Below are 17,871 nucleotides of genomic sequence, written 5' to 3' on the forward strand. Positions count from 1 at the left end.
TTAAGGAGATCGTAACCAAACCATAAGAAAGTCTTAAGATGATTGAACGGCCGGAATCGTCACCCGAAACGCGGTCCGGTCCAAATCGCTGGTAACCGCAATCGTGCCGCCATGCTTCTCCACGATGCCTTTGGATATCGCAAGCCCGAGCCCCGAACCGCCCGACCACTGCGTACGGGACTTATCCACGCGGTAGAACCGGTCGAATATGTGCGGCAGATCGATAGCCGGAATCGGTTCGCCGTAATTAATAACCCCCACAACCACGTCGCTGCCTTCCAGTTGAACCGTCACTACAACGCGCTTGCCCTCCCTGCCGTACGCCATCGCATTCGCAATCAAGTTCTCGAATACCCGCACGAGCTTCGCCGGATCGCCCTTGACCGTCACCGCCGTTTCATCGGCAATCAGCTTGCTTTCCATGCCCGCCTCCTGTAGCGGCAGATGGAATTGAACGAGCAGCTGGCCCAGCATTTCAACAAGATTGAAGGTGGTTTCCTTCGTCGCGGCCGTGTCATGCCTCATCCTCGTATATTCGAACAAATCATTGATGAGCACGTTTAGCCGCTGCGATTTGTCATAAGCGATTTGAACGTAATGACGCAGCTCCACCTCGTCACGGTACCTGTCCTGTTCGATTAATCCGAGATAACCGAGCACAGACGTAAGCGGCGTTCGTAAATCATGCGACACATTTGTAATCAGTTCGTTTTTTGTTTGTTCGGCCTTCCGCTCCTCCTCCAGCGCGAAATGCAGCCTGCCCGCCAATCGGTTGATATGGCCGGCCATATCGCCGAATGGATTGCTTTTGTGAACTTTTATTTTATAATCAAAATCGAACCGCCCTTCCGCCATGCCGCTTACAATCGTATTCATGCCCGCAAAGTAGCTGAAAAATCTCCACTGCATGATGCAAAAGTACACAAAGGACAAAAATAAGCCCAACCCGAATAAAAAAATATCCTCTCCCATACCCTTGACAATGCCGCGAATCAAGAAGCGGATGCCAAATATGCCGAATACTCGCAGTATCGAATCTGCGGACAAGAGGAGAACGGATACGGTGACTGCGGCCAGCAGCAAACTCGCGGCCATATGGAACAGCGTCCGGCTGAGCAGGCGCAATGCGATATTATCCTTCAATTTTGTAGCCAACCCCCCATACCGTAACGATCATTTTATCGCCGAGCTCCTTCTCCAGCTTATCGCGCAGCTTGCTGATATGAACCATTACCGTATTGTTCGAGTCAAAATATTTTTCCTTCCACACCTGCTGGAAAATGTCCTCCGCGCTGAACACCCTTCCCGGATGTCCGGCCAGCAGGTGCAGAATGCCAAATTCCGTCGAGGTTAAATGGAGCGGCTTGCCGTCCGCCTCCGCCGTATGGCTGAGCTTATCGATCCGGAGCGGCCCAAGGCGCAGCTCCCTCTCCGACCGCGCGCCGCCGTTGTTATCGGGCTGAGCCGCATATTGGTAGGAACGCCGCAGCAGCGACCGTACGCGCGCGACCAGCTCCAGCGGATTAAACGGCTTGATCATATAGTCGTCGGCGCCGGTCATTAAACCCATAATTTTATCCATATCCTCCGCTTTCGCGCTGAGCATCAGGATCGGCACGGACTGATCGCGCCTCAATCTGCGGCACACCTCCAGCCCGTCCAGCTTCGGCATCATGATGTCCAGAATAACCAGGTCATGAGGGTTTCTCTCATACGCTGACAGCGCTTGCTCGCCGTCATGCGCCTTCTCGGTTACAAAACCTTCATTCTTCAAATATATTTCAATCAGATCGGCAATTTCCCGTTCGTCGTCTACGATTAATATTCGTCTGTCCAAGACGGCTTCGCCTCCTCGTTACACTCAGTGTGTCCGCTCAGCTTACTATACATGAGTCGGGGACGGAATGTCCCGTCCCTCAGCGGAATTTCACAATGTTTAAGTGTTTCTTAATATTTTTTTAAAGATTGCCGGCAGATCCGGCCGGACCCACGCCTTCCCAGCCCCGGCATTGTAGCCAACGCTTGTCCGATGTGATAAAATTGAAGGTATTGAAATTTTACTAAGCTTATAGGGGGCACTTACATGGCGGCCAAAAGAATGCGTTCAGACATGATCAAAAAAGGTTTCGACCGCGCACCGCATCGCAGCTTGCTGCGTGCCGCAGGCGTGAAAGAGGAAGACTTCGGCAAGCCTTTTATCGCGGTTTGTAACTCGTATATTGATATTATTCCGGGCCACGTTCACCTTCAGGAGTTCGGCAAGCTGGTGAAGGAAGCGATTCGCGAGGCGGGCGGCGTGCCTTTCGAATTCAACACCATCGGCGTCGACGACGGAATTGCGATGGGCCATATCGGCATGCGTTACTCTCTTGCAAGCCGCGAGATCATTGCCGATTCGATTGAAACCGTAGTAAACGCGCACTGGTTCGACGGAATGGTCTGCATTCCGAACTGCGACAAAATTACGCCGGGCATGATCATGGGCGCGCTCCGCGTCAATATCCCGACGATGCTCGTCAGCGGCGGACCGATGAAAGCGGGTAAAACATCCGACGGCCGTTCGATCTCGCTGTCCAGCGTATTCGAAGGCGTCGGCGCTCACCAAGCCGGCAAGATCAACGACGAGCAGCTGCAGGAGCTTGAGCAGTTCGGCTGCCCAACCTGCGGCTCCTGCTCCGGCATGTTCACGGCCAACTCGATGAACTGCCTGGCGGAAGGCCTTGGACTTGCATTGCCGGGCAACGGTACCATCCTTGCCGTAGCGCCTGAGCGCAAAGAATTCGTTAAGGAAGCTGCGCGCCAGCTGATGAAAATTATCGATCTCGGCATCAAACCGCGCGATATCGTAACGAAAGATGCGATCGACAACGCGTTCGCGCTTGACATGGCGATGGGCGGTTCGACCAATACCGTTCTTCACACGCTGGCGATCGCTCATGAAGCCGGCATCGAATACCCGATTGAACGCATTAACGAAGTGGCGGAACGCGTGCCGCATCTTGCGAAGATCGCTCCGGCTTCCGATTACCATATCGAGGATGTTCATAACGCAGGCGGCGTTAGCGCCGTTCTGAACGAGCTGTTCAAGAAGGATGGCGCGCTCCACGGCGACTGCTTGACCGTTACCGGCAAGACGCTTCGCGAGAACGTAGCCGGCTGCGAAATTGCGGATACGGACGTTATCCACACGCTTGACAATCCGCATACGGAGCGAGGCGGCTTGGCTGTCCTGTTCGGCAATCTGGCCCCTAACGGCGCGATTATCAAAACCGGCGCCGTCGACAAATCGGTTGGCGGCTACCACAAAGGACCTGCCATCTGCTTCGATTCCCAAGACGATGCGCTAGCAGGAATCGCAGGCGGCAAAATCAAGGAAGGCGATGTCGTGGTCATTCGTTACGAAGGACCTCGCGGCGGACCGGGCATGCCGGAAATGCTGGCGCCTACGTCGCAAATCGTCGGTATGGGTCTCGGAGCGAAGGTTGCCCTGATTACGGACGGCCGCTTCTCCGGCGCATCCCGCGGCATCAGCATCGGCCACGTCTCTCCCGAAGCGGCCGAAGGCGGACCGATTGCCTTCGTGCAGGACGGCGACATCATTGAGATCGATATGAATAACCGTACGATGGATCTGCTGATCAGCGACGAGGAGTTCGAGAAACGCCGCTCCGAATGGAAAGGCTTCGAGCTCAAAATCAAGCGCGGCTACCTGGCCCGCTACGCGCACCTTGTCACATCCGCCAGCACCGGCGGCGTCATGAAGATGTAGTGAACCAAACGAAACACAAAAAAATGGCGGTTCAGGATTAATCCTGCACCGCCATTTTTTTTTTGATCGTTGGCTGCTTGCTTGAGCAAATTATGGTTTTTTTATAACACCTTTGCATAATCAAGCCCGCCGTTCATATATCTACTCTTGATTTGGGTTCCAACCTTTCAGCACGTTTTCGACCGTCCACGATTCCGCTTGCTCATCCGTCAACTGACGGCGCGTGTCCGTATCGGCGGCGCCGGGGCCGCTGCTGTTGTATTCATAAAACCGGGCATCCGCCGCAGAGAAGCCTGACATGTCGGTCCAGCCGATCGGGTTGATGTGGGCGCCCATCTCGCAGTTCATATACACGACGCTTGCGATTGCATCCGGATTGCCGCCCGGATGCCACGGACGGCCCAACCAGACAGTGCCGGCGGCTGCATTGCTCGTCAGCTTGCTGTTTAGGAACAGGTAACCGTAAGGCTCCGTAATCATTGTGCTTGCCGCCGTAATGTAGCCGTTATTGGATAGAGAACCGCGATCAAGCGAATGGATCGCGCATTCTTCGAATACCGCCCGCGAGCCGCCGAAGATAAAATCGACATCGCCTTCAATATAACACCGGTAGAAGTACTGGGTTCCGCCGTTCGTAAGCAGCGTATCCTGATTCCCGATGAAGCGGACGTTCTCGAATCGCTGGCGATCGCCGCGGACATTCAGTGCCACCGCTTGCTTACCGCTCACGTTTACGGAAGCTTCGTCGAATGAATTCTCGATCGTAAGATTCTTCGCTATAAAATCGCTTCCGTTCACGAACATACTGGCACTGCCGCTGGTACCGTAAGTACCGCCGGTCGGACGCTCCCTTCCCGCATAGTTGTCATAAGTAACGACAGTATCTTCGGCGCTTTCTCCAATCATGGAGATGAAGGGTTTATTAACGGGTACCGTAACGACTTGTTTATAGATGCCTTTCTTAATAAAAATTTCGACCCGTTCCGTGTTATTTGCTTGTACAGCGTCTATAGCCGCTTGAATGTCCGAATAATCGCCCGTTCCGTCTTGCGCTACGGTCAATTGGCTTGGCAGCGCGCTTATTTGCCTTATCATATCCTTAACCGCCTTCAGCTCTCCTGGAGCCAGACTTCTTCCTGCAGCATCCTTGGAATTTGCAGCCGCAACATTTGCATATGCGCGGTTTGAATAATAACCGGTAGACTTCATCATTTCAAGCAGTCTCTTGGCGTAGCTTCCGCCCCATGAGTATCCGTCTCTGCGTTCTTGCTCAATTTCTTGAATATTGTATTTGATCATTCCGTCGCGTCCGGAGAATATCCCCTTATTCGTGCCGATTTCATAGAATCGGTACCAGGATACGGCGCTTGGGTCTTGGACGAAATAGATGCCGTTCGGATCCGCGCTCACATACCGGATGCCTTCCAGCTTCACTTCATCAAACCATTGCAATGCGCTCTCAATCGACCGCTTGATTTCTGCGGTTTGATTCGGATAGGACATCAAATAGCGAACGATACCAACCGATTCCGAGCCGGAAATGGAAGGATGCTCGTAAGCCCGGGCAAGCATTGGCTCGTAAGTGATCGGATCGTGCTGCGCGCACCAGGCCGTTAATTGACCGTCAACTTCGATCTGCGACTTTAAAATATACGCAACGCCTTTCTCTCTTGCCAGCTCCAGCAAGGCAATCGTCTCGGCATCGATTAAATCCGTGTCGAACGGATAACGCTTGCTGGCGATGTCATCGATTAAATCCAATACGTTAATCATCGCGTTATCGTTAAACGTCACATAATCGGAATAGCCGCCGCGCTGCGGGTATACCTGCGGCCAGCCGCCTGTCTCGTACTGCATCGCCAGCAGGAAGCCGATGCCTTTGCGTACGCTCGCTTTGAACTTTTCATCTCCGGATGCGCGGTAAACTTGCGATATAAACCGCAGTTCGTTAATCGTCGCGTTATTATCGATGGTGCCGATCTCCGTTACGCCATCCAAACCAAGCTGCGACGATTTCTTTTCAACCCCGTTCCAGGCTCTGTCATAAGGCATCGCTTTCGTCCACCCGCCATGATCCATTTGCCACGATACGAGGTTTTCAGCCTTCACGACGGCGTCACTCAAGTCTCCGGTTAAACCGCCGGCTGCCGTCTCGTTCACAATTGTTGCGTCCTCGCCAAACACCTCCATTGTCTCAAAAAAGATGACTGTGTTGCCGAAACGGTTCGTGCCCGCCGCGGCTTTCTTCAGCGTCAGATTTTTAAATGCGGGGTTAAGCGATTTCCAGGTTCCGGTTGACCTGCTGAGCACGATATCTTTGTAATCGACATCTACAAGCCGGCTGTTCAAGGTGACCGCAACGACGTTGCTGGCCACCGCGTGTACGCCGACGATGCGGATCTCTTCAGGACCCTCCGCATCGGAAGATACAGCCGCGACGATTTCCATCGCTTCCGTAATCGTGACAAAATTGTTCTTGTCGAAACCGCCTTTTGCGGACATGTACCCTTCCCGGACAACCGCTCCGATTCCGCTGTTGCCGTTCGCCGATTCCGGGATCAAATCGAGAGCTTTGGCAATCATATTCGCCGCATCCGCACGTAAAAGCGGCTCCTCCGGATGTATCAATCCGTCCCCTCCGGCGTCGATATAACCGGCTTCCTTTGCGGATTCCAGCACATACGCATCCCATTCATCCAGTGATTTTTCCCATACAGAAGCTGCTTGATCCAGATTTTTGAACGTATCCTGATGAACATAACCGAGCGCGTCGTTCAAAAGCGACATAAATGCTATGCGGGCAATCGGTTGATCCGCCGCTTGCCCGGAAGTCAGCATGCCCAACGTTTTCAGCTTTTTCATCAGCAAGCCGCCTATAATATCTGACACCTCGACCTCTTCCAGGACAACAGGGGCCGGTTCTTCCGTGTCCGATTGATTGTGAATTCGGAGATGGTCGATATTTCCTCCGCCGCTCGAGCTCACAGCTGTCGCACGAATCACGTTGCTGCCGGCGTTCAATGACGCTCTCGCGGACACGGTACTCCATACGGCAAAATCTCCTGTAGAAGGAAAGCTCAGCTGCGGCGCAACGACGTTTCCGTTTACTTTGATTTCAGCCGGACGGTCTTCCGCGGCACCGGATGCATAACGGAAAGCAAGCGTATATTCGCCCGCTGTCGGCACATCGACGGTCCATTCGATCCAACCGCCTGGCGCATTCGGGTTAAAATCGACGAAGCCGGTGCCGGTGAAGCCAAAATGCTTGTTATCGACAATCGTGCCGGAGCCTGCAGCATCCTCCGCTTCATAAATTCCGTCGACCGGCGGCGCTGTCTCGTGCCCGTCATCTCCGCCGTCGCCGGTTCCCGGTTCTACATATGCGGTGCCCGTAACAACTAGGTCATCCACATAGTGGCTGCTTGTGCTGCCGTTCGGTGTGAAAGTTTCAAGAAAATCGATTCGGTCGGCCGCATCATAGAAAGGAGCATTCTCGATTTTCAATTCGCCGTCCACATAAACACTCGCCGTGTCGCCATCCGTATCCGCTATGATTTTTAGATCCATCCATTGATTCGCCGTTACCGGAATCAACTGCTCGTAGGTATCGCCCGCATGGCGATACGTGACGCCGTCGGACTTCGTTTCCAAAATAACCGCCGCTTTGCCATTGCCTTTCAACCTGATTACCTTCGTAGATCCGGCGTATGCCGGCATCATAAACTTCATTCCTATCGTGACCGCGCCGGCGAGCGGTTCAAACGATTTGCTTAATGCCACATTCGTTGAAGTACTCGTATCTTCCAAATACACACTTTTGTTTGAGGAATCCGGCAGCTCCGCGGTACGAACGGTACCGCCTCCTTCTGAAACCGCAAACCCGGCGGGCGCTTCTCCGGTTATTTGGGCATTGAAGTTTTCGCTTACGACTTGCTTTCCGGAAGCCGTCTCCTCCGCATGCAGGGCGCTTGGCCAAGCCGAACCGAAGAGCGCTACTGCCATCACCGAAGACAACAGTAAGGCCACAAACTTGTTTACCCGTTTGGTACGTTTCATCATCATTTCCCCTTCCAACATAATGTGTGTCATGCGAAATAACACCCCAATTATATGAAAGCGCTGTCAATTACGCAAACAATCACAGCATACGAATTACAGAAGACGCAGTTTTTCCAAGGTATACCTGATCTAATGATTATCAAAATGGGATGATGATCATCTTGTGAGAGGAAGATTGGCCGCGTAGAGAAAATAATTTAATCCAAGACAAAGGCTGTCCCGTAAGATCAATGACCTTACGGGACAGCCCCTTTACTATTATAAGATGATAGCATGAAACGACGGGCTTCAAATGGCTGTTGTTTTCGTACCAAGTTGCGCAGCTTCGTCGGCTGCCGCGCTTATTGTTCGTTCTACGGCGTCGCTGATTCGTTCAGCTTCCTCCTGCATCTTGCTCAGCTGCTTGGTCGCATAGCTGCGAATCGTCTCAACCGGCATGAACAGCATACGGGGCGAGATTGAATCTCTTCTCTTGCTGCTCTTCGCCGTGATCTGCTTCTTCGTCAACACCCGTATGAGAATGCGCAGATACACTCGAGTCGACTTTGCGAACAAGCCTTCCGGAAGCTCATGTATCTTAAATCCGAGCCGGTCCGCGCCCCGGTGAATCATCGTCACGCCGTATACCGCTTTAATATCTTTGGCGTCCGCATCGTCAGCCAGCTGATCCGCGAGCAGCGGCAGCGCCTGTTCTACTTCGCGGAGCATACGAATGCCGGTCGCGACAGGCGATTTCGAGGTCGCGGCAATCGAAGACAGCTTCCTGTTATCGAAATGAAGCTCCGCGATCCGGTCGCCCTTCACGACGCGCACGCCTTCGGAAAGCTCAACCGCATCTCCATTGTAGGTTGTTACGCGGTAATGGAATGCGGCATCTTGCGCGTCACCGACCGTTTTTAACCGGAATGCGAAATGGAAGGCCTTCTCCCACAGCAGCCAGAGCGAGATCAGGACCCGCTTCCACAGGGAAGTGTGAGCCATCCTTGCGGCGTCCGTCAGCTTGATCATCTCGCCGATGCCGACGAAACGGTATCCGCGGCGCGTTCCTTCCTCTAGATAAGCCTCCAATGCGATCAGCATATTGCGGGGCGCATCCTTGTCCGCTCCGAAGGTCATGCCGCAATCGTGGAGGAGCACGACGGCTCCAGGCTTGAGCTTCTTCATCATTCGCTTCTTAAGCCGTTGCGCACCTACTCGAATTCGCCAATCTCCGAACATGGCCGACCATAAAATAATTTGTAAATGACCCAGGTTCGCGTAATCAAACACGTTTACGATTCCCCAAGGCGGACGATAATAAGTCGAACGCTCGCCCGTTGCCTTCTCGATGATATCGGCGGTACGGTCAATTTGTTTCTTTACCGACCCGGGACGCATAAGCCAATTCGATTTATGAACATAATTATGAATACCGATAATATGTCCTTCGTCCTTCATCCGCTGCAATATCTTCTCCTGCCCCTCGGCATGAGAGCCCACAACAAAAAAAGTCGCTTTCGCTTGATAGCGAGCGAGCAAATCAAGCAGCTGAGGCGTATACTCCTGATCCGGGCCGTCATCGAAGGTGAGAGCGATCTCTTTCTCTACGCGCCCTTTCTTGAATACGCGAAAGCCGAACGTACGGCTAATGAGGCCTGGCAGAAACGCATAGAAGGTGGCAACGTATAAACCCCAGAGCAATAATTTTTCCATTTTGTTTTCCCCACCATTATATGTTTTTGTCGACGAATGGATAGCGGTACAAAACAACAACGATAGCTTTAATTGTAGCATAATGCGATAAAAAATAGGCATCATTTTAAAAACTATAGTACAATCTTTATGGAAATATGATTTTGAAAAAAAGAAGGAGTTTGAACATGCTGCCATTTTACAAAAAATATTGGCGTACCGCTTTTGACATCGCGCTTATTGCACTTACCGTATACTTAATCATGTATTGCTTCAGTTACTTGTACAGCATTGCCACTCCTATCTTTTATTCATTTCTCATTTTTTTGTGCATAGAGCCTTTGGCCAGGCGGTTAAACAAATGGGGCATGAAGAAATCGATCGCATCGGGCATATCCATTCTTGTCTTTACCATCGTCATTCTTGCCGCCTTCTCCGGCGTTGCCTATTTGCTCACGAAGCAGGGAACGGAATTGGTCGATAACTTCCCGAAATATCAGGAAATGCTCGCGATCCAAATCGCCAATATCACGGAGGAAATACAGCTTAGGCTGGGCGCGCTGCCGGAAGACTTTAACGTCGTTGAACGCTCTCAGGAAATCATTAAAGGAGCGTCCTCCTGGTTGGTTAACGTCGGCGAGACGGTTCTCACGAATATCATTGGTTACGTGTCTTCGTTCTCGACCTTTATTTTCAATTTTATCGTCGGCATTATATTAGCTTATTTCTTAAGCATCGAAATTACGACATGGAAACAGACCGCGGAGGACAAAACGCCGAATACATTCAAAAACGCCTTTTTCTTTCTGCGGAATAACGTATTCAAAGGCATCGCGCTTTATATAAAAGCACAGGCCAAAATGATCAGCATTACGTTTATCGTGATTTTGATTGCGCTTATTTTTTTAGGGGTGAAAAATGCCTTCGTTATTGCGGTCGTCTCCGCGATTTTCGATATTTTGCCGCTGCTCGGAGTCGGCACGGTCTTCATCCCGTGGATCATTTACTTAATTATCGTCGGCAAAATTTCGCTGGCGATCTGGCTGTCCGCCCTCTTTCTTGTCGTCGTGCTTACGCGGCAAATTCTCGAACCGAAAATTACGGGCGACTCCTTGGGCGTATCCGCCTTTACGATGCTCGCCTTCATGATCGTATCGCTGTCGCTGTTCGGCGTTGCCGGCGTCATCTTGTCGCCGATTCTTATGATTCTCCTTAAGGCGCTTTACGACCAAGGTTACTTCCACCGCTGGATCCGCACGCCGCAAGGCGAGTTTGACATACCGCCTGATAGCGAGAGCTTCGTCGACAATCTTAAGAAACGGGAGTAGGCCATTTACTAAACTGCGCTGCGTTAGAGATCGGCTCGCAGTCAGCAGATCAAGTCTTCGAAAGTAAGTTTGCTGCGCAGCTCGCAATAGGTTCGGGCCGCATTACCTTTCTGCTGTAAAAAACGCATTGGATATCGAAGCCGTCAAAGCCGTCTGAGCTAGCGTTCAGACGGCTTTGTCATGTTCGCGGCGATATCCATAATGCCGCGGAACAGCTTCGTCGCCTGATTGGCGCTGCCAGGCGGCTTGTTCTCCACAAGCACGGCGACAGCGTAGCGAGGCGACTTGGCCGGGCCGTAGCCCGCAAACCATTGATGGTTGCGGGCGATTCCGGCCCGCGTCGTTTCGGCGGTGCCGGATTTCCCGGCAACCGCCCACAGCCCTTGGCGGATCGACCGACCGGTTCCGTGGTCGACGACCGCCTCCATGCCGCGCAGCAGCGCATGGGCGGTGGCCGGCCTGATCCGGCCAACTTGCCCTTGCGCGCGCTGCGCGGGCAGCTTCGCCATCCGCTGGCCATTGGCATAGCGGATTTCACTGACGAGGCGCGGCTCCAATACGCGCCCCCCGTTCAGCAGCGTTACAATCAAATTAGCCGCCTGAAGCGGCGTCATTCTTACATCACGCTGCCCGATTCCGCTTTGCGCGAGCACGCCGCCGTCAACGGCAGCAAGCGCGGCCGCCCGTTCCGCAGCCGCCCTCTTTAACGATTCCCGCTTCCCGCTTTGCGCGTCACCTATCTCACTATGCTCTCCGTCGGCATTTCCCGCCTCCCCATTGCCTCCGCTCTTCTCCTCGCTTAACACGGTTTGCTTTCCATCAGCGCGATCATCGCCTCGCTCCCCGCTCCCGCCGGCCGTCTTCATCGCCGATGGCGCCGCGAACAGCTGTCCGCTCTCCTCCTCAGCCAGCAGCCGCAGAGGGTCTTCAAACGGTCCAAAGGGCTTGTCCCGGTGCCAGCCGGCTCTCCGTCCGATGCCCAGCGCATCGGCGGTGCGCTGAAGCTCGGACGGCTTCAAACGTTCGGCTATCGTTGCGAAGGCGATGTTGCAGGATTGCGCCAGCCCCTCCTCCAGAGTAAGCAGCCCGTGGCCGCCTTCCTTCCAGCAGGACAAACCGTATTTGCCGTATTCCCCATCGCAGTAGAAGGTGTCGCGCTTATCCGTTACGCCCGCTTCCAGAGCGGCCGCCTCCGTCACCAGCTTAAAAATCGAGCCGGGCGCGACCGCCTTGATCGCATGGTTCGCCCACTCCGTCCCGTCCGAGGTCTCGAACCCGCCTGGCTTCAGCTTCGGCCGGGAAACCATAGCGACGATATCGGCGCTCTTCGCGTCAAGCACGACAATCGCTCCCTCCTTAAGCCCTTGCGCGTCGGCATAAGCTTCGATCTCGTTTTGAAGGGCTAAATCGATCGTCGTTATCACCTTAAGCGGATAATAGGGATTGCGCGGCTGTGTAATCCGCGTATCCAGCCCTTGAACCGGCGCGTTGCGCCCATCGATAAAATACGATACCGACGTAGCGCCGGCGCCGTGCAGCAACTGCTCGAGCGACCTCTCGAGCCCTGACCCGCCTACTTGATCCGTCAGATTTCGTTTGCCGTCTGCGAGCTCTTCCGCGTGAATGTGCTGCAGCCACTCCGGATGCTGGCTCGTAAAGCCGATCGCATGCTTTGGTTCGAATTGCGGCAAATAACGGTTGCGGTAAGGCAGTACGCGGACGCCGTTCAGCTTAAGTGCTTTAATCTCCTCCGCCTGCGATACGCTCAATCGCATCGGAAGCCGTTCCCCGTCCTTCATCCAAAATACCGGCTCCTTCACCGCGTCCCATAAAAGCTGCAAATGCTCCCTCGACACGCCCAGCAGCCGGCTAAGCTTAGCCATATCCTCTTCCGTTCCCCGGGCATTGGCGCGTACGGGAAAAAAAGCAACGGCCGAATACGTTTCGCCCGTAATCGCAAGCCCATTCCGGTCATAGAAATCGCCTCGACCGGAATCCAATATTAATTGCCGCTGACGCTGGATAACCGACATCCGCTGCCAGCTGGCCCGATTGGAGACGCTCTTGTAGACCGGCGCCGACAGGCTGCCGGGCATGAGCTGCAGCCAGGCAAGCCGCCCTATATAAACCACCATCACGGCGCTGATTAAGAGCGCCGCGAACCATATTCGTTTGAACATGCCGCTTCCCATCTCTTCGGAGCTCCTTTACCTGCTGTCTGTCGCATTCGGAAGTTAAAGCTTGCGAGCAGCTTCACTCACCATTATTTCCTTCACCAACGGCCGTTCAAACCTTTTCCTCCTGCAAGGAATAAAAAAGAGCCGTTCAGTCTAATTGACTGAACAGCCCGATAAAGGTATAGATGATGCCTTACGCTTTTCCCTAATGAATCAGCTAATTTTAAACTGAGAGAGCGAGTCTTTCAGCTCGCGCGATACCGCGTCCAATTTCTCGGACAGCCGCACCATGCCGTCGCTGATGCTGAGCTGCTCGGAGCTGAGAGACGCTACTTCCTCGGACGTAGCCGACGATTCTTCCGCAACCGCGCTGACGTTGGTCATCGCTTCCGCCAATACCAATTGCGACTGATCGAGCTGGCTGATGGAATCCGTTACGAGATTAAGCTTCTCCGCGAAATGACCCATTTGGCCTTGCACGCTCAAGAAAATTTGATTCGCTTCCTTGACCGAACCAATCTGCTCTTGGAATAACGGGTAAGCATCCGACAGCACATGAACCGTTTCATCAATTTCGCCTCTAATTTTTTCGGTAATTTGACCGACGACGTCAATGGATTGACGCGACTGGTCGGCAAGCTTGCGAATTTCATCCGCGACTACCATGAAGCCCTTGCCCGCAGCGCCAGCGCGTGCCGCCTCGATCGTTGCGTTCAAGGATAAAATGTTCGTTTGCTTCGTTAAGTTATTAAGCACGTCCAAAATCTTAACGATCGAGCCGGTGCTTTCCTTGAGCGCATCGACTTTCTCAACCATCGAACGCGTCATTTCCTCCGTCATGCCCGTTTTCTCGATGAGAACGCCCATATACGCAGTACCCTGCTCGCTGGCCTTCTCAACCTCTGTGGCAGAACGCACCATTTGTTGATTCGCGTCGATTACCTTTTTCATTTGAACGTCGATATTTGCAGTCAGGTCATTCCCCTTCTCCGCTTCAACCGCCAAGCTGGTTGCCCCGCCTGCGATCTCCTCTGTCGCGACCGCGATCTCTTTGGCCGAAATAGCCGTCTTGCGGGATGCTTCGCTCAGGTCCGTCGCCGTTAATAGAACATCCTCAGCGGAACGCGTCGTCTGCACGGCGAGATCCGTAATTTGCGCCATCATCAGATTAAAGCTTTGACCCAGCTCGCCGATCTCATCCCGGCGCTTGTTCATCGACGAACGAACGGTCAGGTTGCCCCGGGAGCCTTCGTTCATGAGGTTTCTGAGCTTCACAAGCGGATGCGCAATCATAAGGATAACCAGCAATCCGATTGCAATGGCAAGCAGGGCCGCCACGGCTACCGTAATCCAGGTGAGCGTCTGGATAGCCTTCGCATCCCGGACAAGCTCCTTCACCGGTATGGTTCCGACCAGCTTCCAGTCCATGGCCTCGAATGTTTTGTATGCCGCCAGAACATCCATTCCATCCGTTGAGCTGACCGTTGCGGCACCGTGCCGCGCTTCATCGCCTTCCGTTGGCAAGCTGACTTTGGACGGCTTGCCGATCAGCGACAGATCAGGGGAAGCGATATAATTGCCGCTTGCGTCCAAGATCGACATTTCGCTGTCCTTGCCGAGAACGACATCGCCGTAACGATTGGTCACCGTCCCTAGCGCAACCTCCAACAGCAATACATAGGAGGCTTCATTCGACGTCGTATCCTTTAGAAGCCGGCTTATCCCTATCGTTTTTACATCCGACTGTCCGGCAAGTCCTTCAGGCTGAGGTGCGATCCAGTTCGTTTTGCCTGACAAGTCTACCGTTTCCTTGAACCATTCCGACTGCATCAGCTTGTCCGCGCTGCTCGCGTTGGCGGATCCGGCTGTGACCGGGGTTAAGGCAGGATTGATCGGCAGCAGAATAAGTCCGCTTATGGAGTTGTTTCCCATGATGTAGCTTTGCATTTTATCGCCCAGCTTGCGGGACGCTTCAAATTTGCTGTAATCGTCGCCGCCGTCCATCATCAATCGAACGGTTTCGTGGAAATCCTTGTCAATTAGAATTTGAAGCGTCAAGTCCTCGTACGTTTTAAAAATAACGTCCAAGTTGCTCGCGACCTGATTAACGGTCTGAAAGCTGGCGTCCGACACCTTGTTTTCTATGATTTGCTTGGATTTCGAATAAGCCATTAGTCCTACTGTCAATACGCATGCGATAATGCTGCAAAAAATAATGAGAAACAGCTTCATTCCGACAGACTTGATCGGATTGGACAGCTTCGTTTCTTTCATGGCCTCCTTCGTTGCTTTCGATAATGCCTTCAAGCTTGATTGCGCTTTCATCGCAAGCTCGGAACGATCTTTGCCCGTTGCGTTCGATGTAGATTCGTTCTCTTCCTGCTTCGAATTTTTCTCTTTTTTCTCTTCTTCCTTTTTCATAGGGAAAGACACCGCCTTTAATATTGTAAGTCTAATTAGGTCCATTGGCTGCTAGCGAATCTTGCCGAAATATGTATTTTCGATCTATTATTTAATATCGGCAGTCGCTGATCAATTCATAATACTGAAGACAAAAAAAAGAGCCTTATTTTATCGAAAAAATAAGACTCCGGTATTAGATCTTTCCGTCTACTTCTTTCCGGTTTTTTTACGCATCATATCCATCGGATAAACGGGCTTTAATGTCCGGATGCGAATCTGCTGAAGCGGATGTCTCGCCGCATCTATTGCTTGGCCATCGGCATCGGTTATTTCCGTTACGGTTTGTTTAAAAAGGGTTCCCTGCGGCCCGACGAATTCCACCTCTTGCCCAAGCTTGAAATGGTTGCGCTGCTGCACGGTCGCAAATCCCGTACCGGCATCATAATCAAGCACGACACCGGCAAAATCATAAGGGGCCGCCTTTTCTTCCGGCTCGTAAATATGATCCTCCGGTCCTGGAGTATCCAGGAAAAAGCCCGTGTTCAGCGGCCTGTTGGCAGCTTTGTTGATCTCCTCTATCCACTCCGGCTTGACGACGAAGTCCGCCGGATTCTCGAAATACGAATCGATCGCCTGCCGATAAACGTTAACGACCGTAGCCACGTAATGAATGCTCTTCATCCGGCCTTCAATTTTGAAGCTGTCCACGCCGACCTCGATCAGCTCGGGCAAATATTCGATCATGCACAAATCCTTGGAGCCCATCGTAAACTTGTCTTCGTCCTCCGGATAAAGCGGCATATCGTCAACGAACAGGTCATACTTCCAGCGGCATGACTGCGAGCATCCGCCGCGGTTTGAATCCCGGTCCGTGAAATGATTCGATAGCACGCACCGGCCGGAGAAAGACGAGCACATCGCACCGTGGATGAAGGCTTCGATTTCAATATCGACATGCTTCTTAATTTCCGCAATATCCTTAAAGCTCGTCTCACGGGCTAATACGACGCGAGGCAAACCTTCTTCCTTCCAAAATTGGACCGCCTGCCAATTCAACGTCGATTGCTGCGTGCTCAAGTGGACCTCCAGCTTCGGCGCTGCCCGCTGTGCTGTCTCAATGATGACGGGATCAGCCGCAATAATCGCGGATATGCCGGCTTCCTCCAAGCTTCGCAAATAGTCCTCCAAGCCTTCGATATCTTCATTGTGGGCATAGATGTTCGTTGCGACGAATACTTTGGCTCCGTACCTGTTCGCGAATTCCACGCCCTCCTTCATTTCCTCAAAGCTGAAGTTATCCGCATTGGAACGGAGACCGTATTTTTGTCCGCCTATATAAACGGCATCGGCGCCGTAATGAACCGCAAATTTCAGCTTCTCCAAATTGCCGGCCGGTGCAAGCAGCTCTGGCTTGTTCAGGCGATGGCGCTTTCCTTGGTACCGCTGGGTTGTTTTCTCTGTAACCGTCATTCTCTCTACCTCCTGCTATCAATACACCTGCTCTTTATAAAAGAAACCATAGCTCAGCTCGCGATTCGGATCCTGCGCTTCGCGGATCCTATCCAGCCACTCCTCTTGAAACGTATAGCCTTGCGGATCCGCTATGTAGGCATCGATCGCTTGCCGGTAGGCGCGAATGACGATTTCGTTATAATCAATGGACTTCATAATGCCTTCCACCTTTAAGCTGGCCACGCCGGCATCCATGAGCTCATGCAAATTTTCAATCATGCATATATCATCCGAGCTCATTATATGCGTTCCGTTCGCATCCTCGAATATCGGATAACGCTCATCCTTCCGTTCCGCTTCCATAACGTATAATCCGCGGTCCTTGTCCCTTCGATCAAGCCTGTCCGTCTCCTGCTGATGCTCCATGTAACTGTTCACCAGCGAGCGCTTGGAATGATAAATGTTCGTCATCCCGTGTACTTGCACCTGCAGCTCGAGCGCCGTGCTTGCGGCCGTTTCAACGATCTGCTCCATATTGAGCTCTCGCGCCAGCACAAACCGAGAAGCCCCTCTGCGTCCCCAATAGTCGGCCGTGACGTAGTTCGTCGATGTCATTTCCGCATTCCAGTGCAAGGCTATACCGGGCGCATGCACCCGCGCAGCCATAAGAACGGCGGGATCGCCGAATACGATCGCGTCGACGCCCGTTTCTGCGAGAGCGGCCATGTAGGCTTGCAGGCTTTCCACGGCTTCGTTATCCATCAAATTGTTAACCGCCGCATAGATTTTAACGCCTGTTGGGTTGGCGATTCGGACGGCCTCGGCTATTTGATCTATAGGAAATTCACCGGGCAGCCGCATTCCGTAACGGGCTTCGCCGATCACGAAGGCATCGGCGCCTGCGGCTATCAGCCGCTCCAGCTCGTTCAGCGAAGCAGCGGTAGTCAGTAACTCCGGCTTGTATGACATAGGATTTTCCCCCCTCGAAAAATAACGGCTGCAGCTTCGTATT

10 protein-coding genes are annotated in these 17,871 nt (G+C 52.8%); 2 read left to right on the plus strand and 8 right to left on the minus strand.

The window, feature by feature from the left end; genetic code table 11:
• Positions 1-33 precede the first annotated feature (33 nt).
• Both H581_RS0121250 and H581_RS0121255 read right to left on the minus strand, forming a co-directional pair.
• Positions 34-1,155 carry a sensor histidine kinase gene (locus H581_RS0121250; protein ID WP_245600110.1) on the minus strand — a complete coding sequence of 374 codons (1,122 nt, stop codon included), beginning with the start codon at positions 1,153-1,155 and terminating at the stop codon, positions 34-36.
• A complete protein-coding gene (locus H581_RS0121255) occupies positions 1,133-1,837 on the minus strand; it encodes a response regulator transcription factor (RefSeq protein ID WP_028611765.1) in 705 nt (234 codons plus the stop codon). The genes H581_RS0121250 and H581_RS0121255 overlap by 23 nt, the downstream gene beginning before the upstream one ends.
• A 246-nt stretch (positions 1,838-2,083) precedes the next feature.
• Here H581_RS0121255 and ilvD point away from each other — a divergent pair, with 246 nt between their 5' ends.
• Positions 2,084-3,769: a dihydroxy-acid dehydratase gene (ilvD, locus tag H581_RS0121260; protein ID WP_028611766.1), complete on the plus strand. Its 1,686-nt coding sequence runs from the start codon at positions 2,084-2,086 to the stop codon at positions 3,767-3,769.
• A 141-nt stretch (positions 3,770-3,910) separates the two neighbouring features.
• Here ilvD and pelA read toward each other — a convergent pair whose 3' ends face one another.
• Together pelA and H581_RS34930 are read right to left on the minus strand one after the other, a co-directional pair.
• A complete protein-coding gene (pelA, locus tag H581_RS37360; protein ID WP_084134710.1) occupies positions 3,911-7,858 on the minus strand; it encodes a pectate lyase in 3,948 nt (1,315 codons plus the stop codon).
• 258 nt (positions 7,859-8,116) lie between these two features.
• Positions 8,117-9,520, minus strand: a complete 1,404-nt coding sequence (locus tag H581_RS34930; protein ID WP_051251176.1) for a polysaccharide deacetylase family protein — start codon at positions 9,518-9,520, stop codon at positions 8,117-8,119.
• Positions 9,521-9,687: 167 nt separating this feature from the next.
• Here H581_RS34930 and ytvI point away from each other — a divergent pair, with 167 nt between their 5' ends.
• Positions 9,688-10,827 (plus strand): sporulation integral membrane protein YtvI, encoded by a 1,140-nt coding sequence (gene ytvI, locus H581_RS0121280; protein ID WP_028611767.1) that lies wholly within the window; start codon positions 9,688-9,690, stop codon positions 10,825-10,827.
• A 158-nt stretch (positions 10,828-10,985) separates the two neighbouring features.
• Here ytvI and H581_RS0121285 read toward each other — a convergent pair whose 3' ends face one another.
• From H581_RS0121285 to H581_RS0121300, 4 genes are all read right to left on the minus strand, one after another.
• Positions 10,986-13,019, minus strand: coding sequence for a peptidoglycan D,D-transpeptidase FtsI family protein (locus H581_RS0121285; protein ID WP_028611768.1), 2,034 nt, complete (start codon positions 13,017-13,019; stop codon positions 10,986-10,988).
• A 198-nt stretch (positions 13,020-13,217) separates the two neighbouring features.
• Positions 13,218-15,425 carry a methyl-accepting chemotaxis protein gene (locus H581_RS0121290; RefSeq protein WP_169507536.1) on the minus strand — a complete coding sequence of 736 codons (2,208 nt, stop codon included), beginning with the start codon at positions 15,423-15,425 and terminating at the stop codon, positions 13,218-13,220.
• Positions 15,426-15,614: 189 nt separating this feature from the next.
• Complete coding sequence (locus H581_RS0121295) at positions 15,615-16,877, minus strand: peptidase U32 family protein (protein WP_028611770.1); 1,263 nt, start codon at positions 16,875-16,877, stop codon at positions 15,615-15,617.
• Positions 16,878-16,895: 18 nt separating this feature from the next.
• The gene (locus tag H581_RS0121300; protein WP_028611771.1) at positions 16,896-17,828 is read right to left on the minus strand and encodes a peptidase U32 family protein; all 933 of its coding nucleotides are present in this window, start codon (positions 17,826-17,828) and stop codon (positions 16,896-16,898) included.
• Positions 17,829-17,871 lie beyond the last annotated feature (43 nt).

The sequence above is a fragment of the Paenibacillus harenae DSM 16969 genome (assembly GCF_000422465.1).
Lineage (GTDB): Bacteria > Bacillota > Bacilli > Paenibacillales > Paenibacillaceae > Pristimantibacillus > Pristimantibacillus harenae.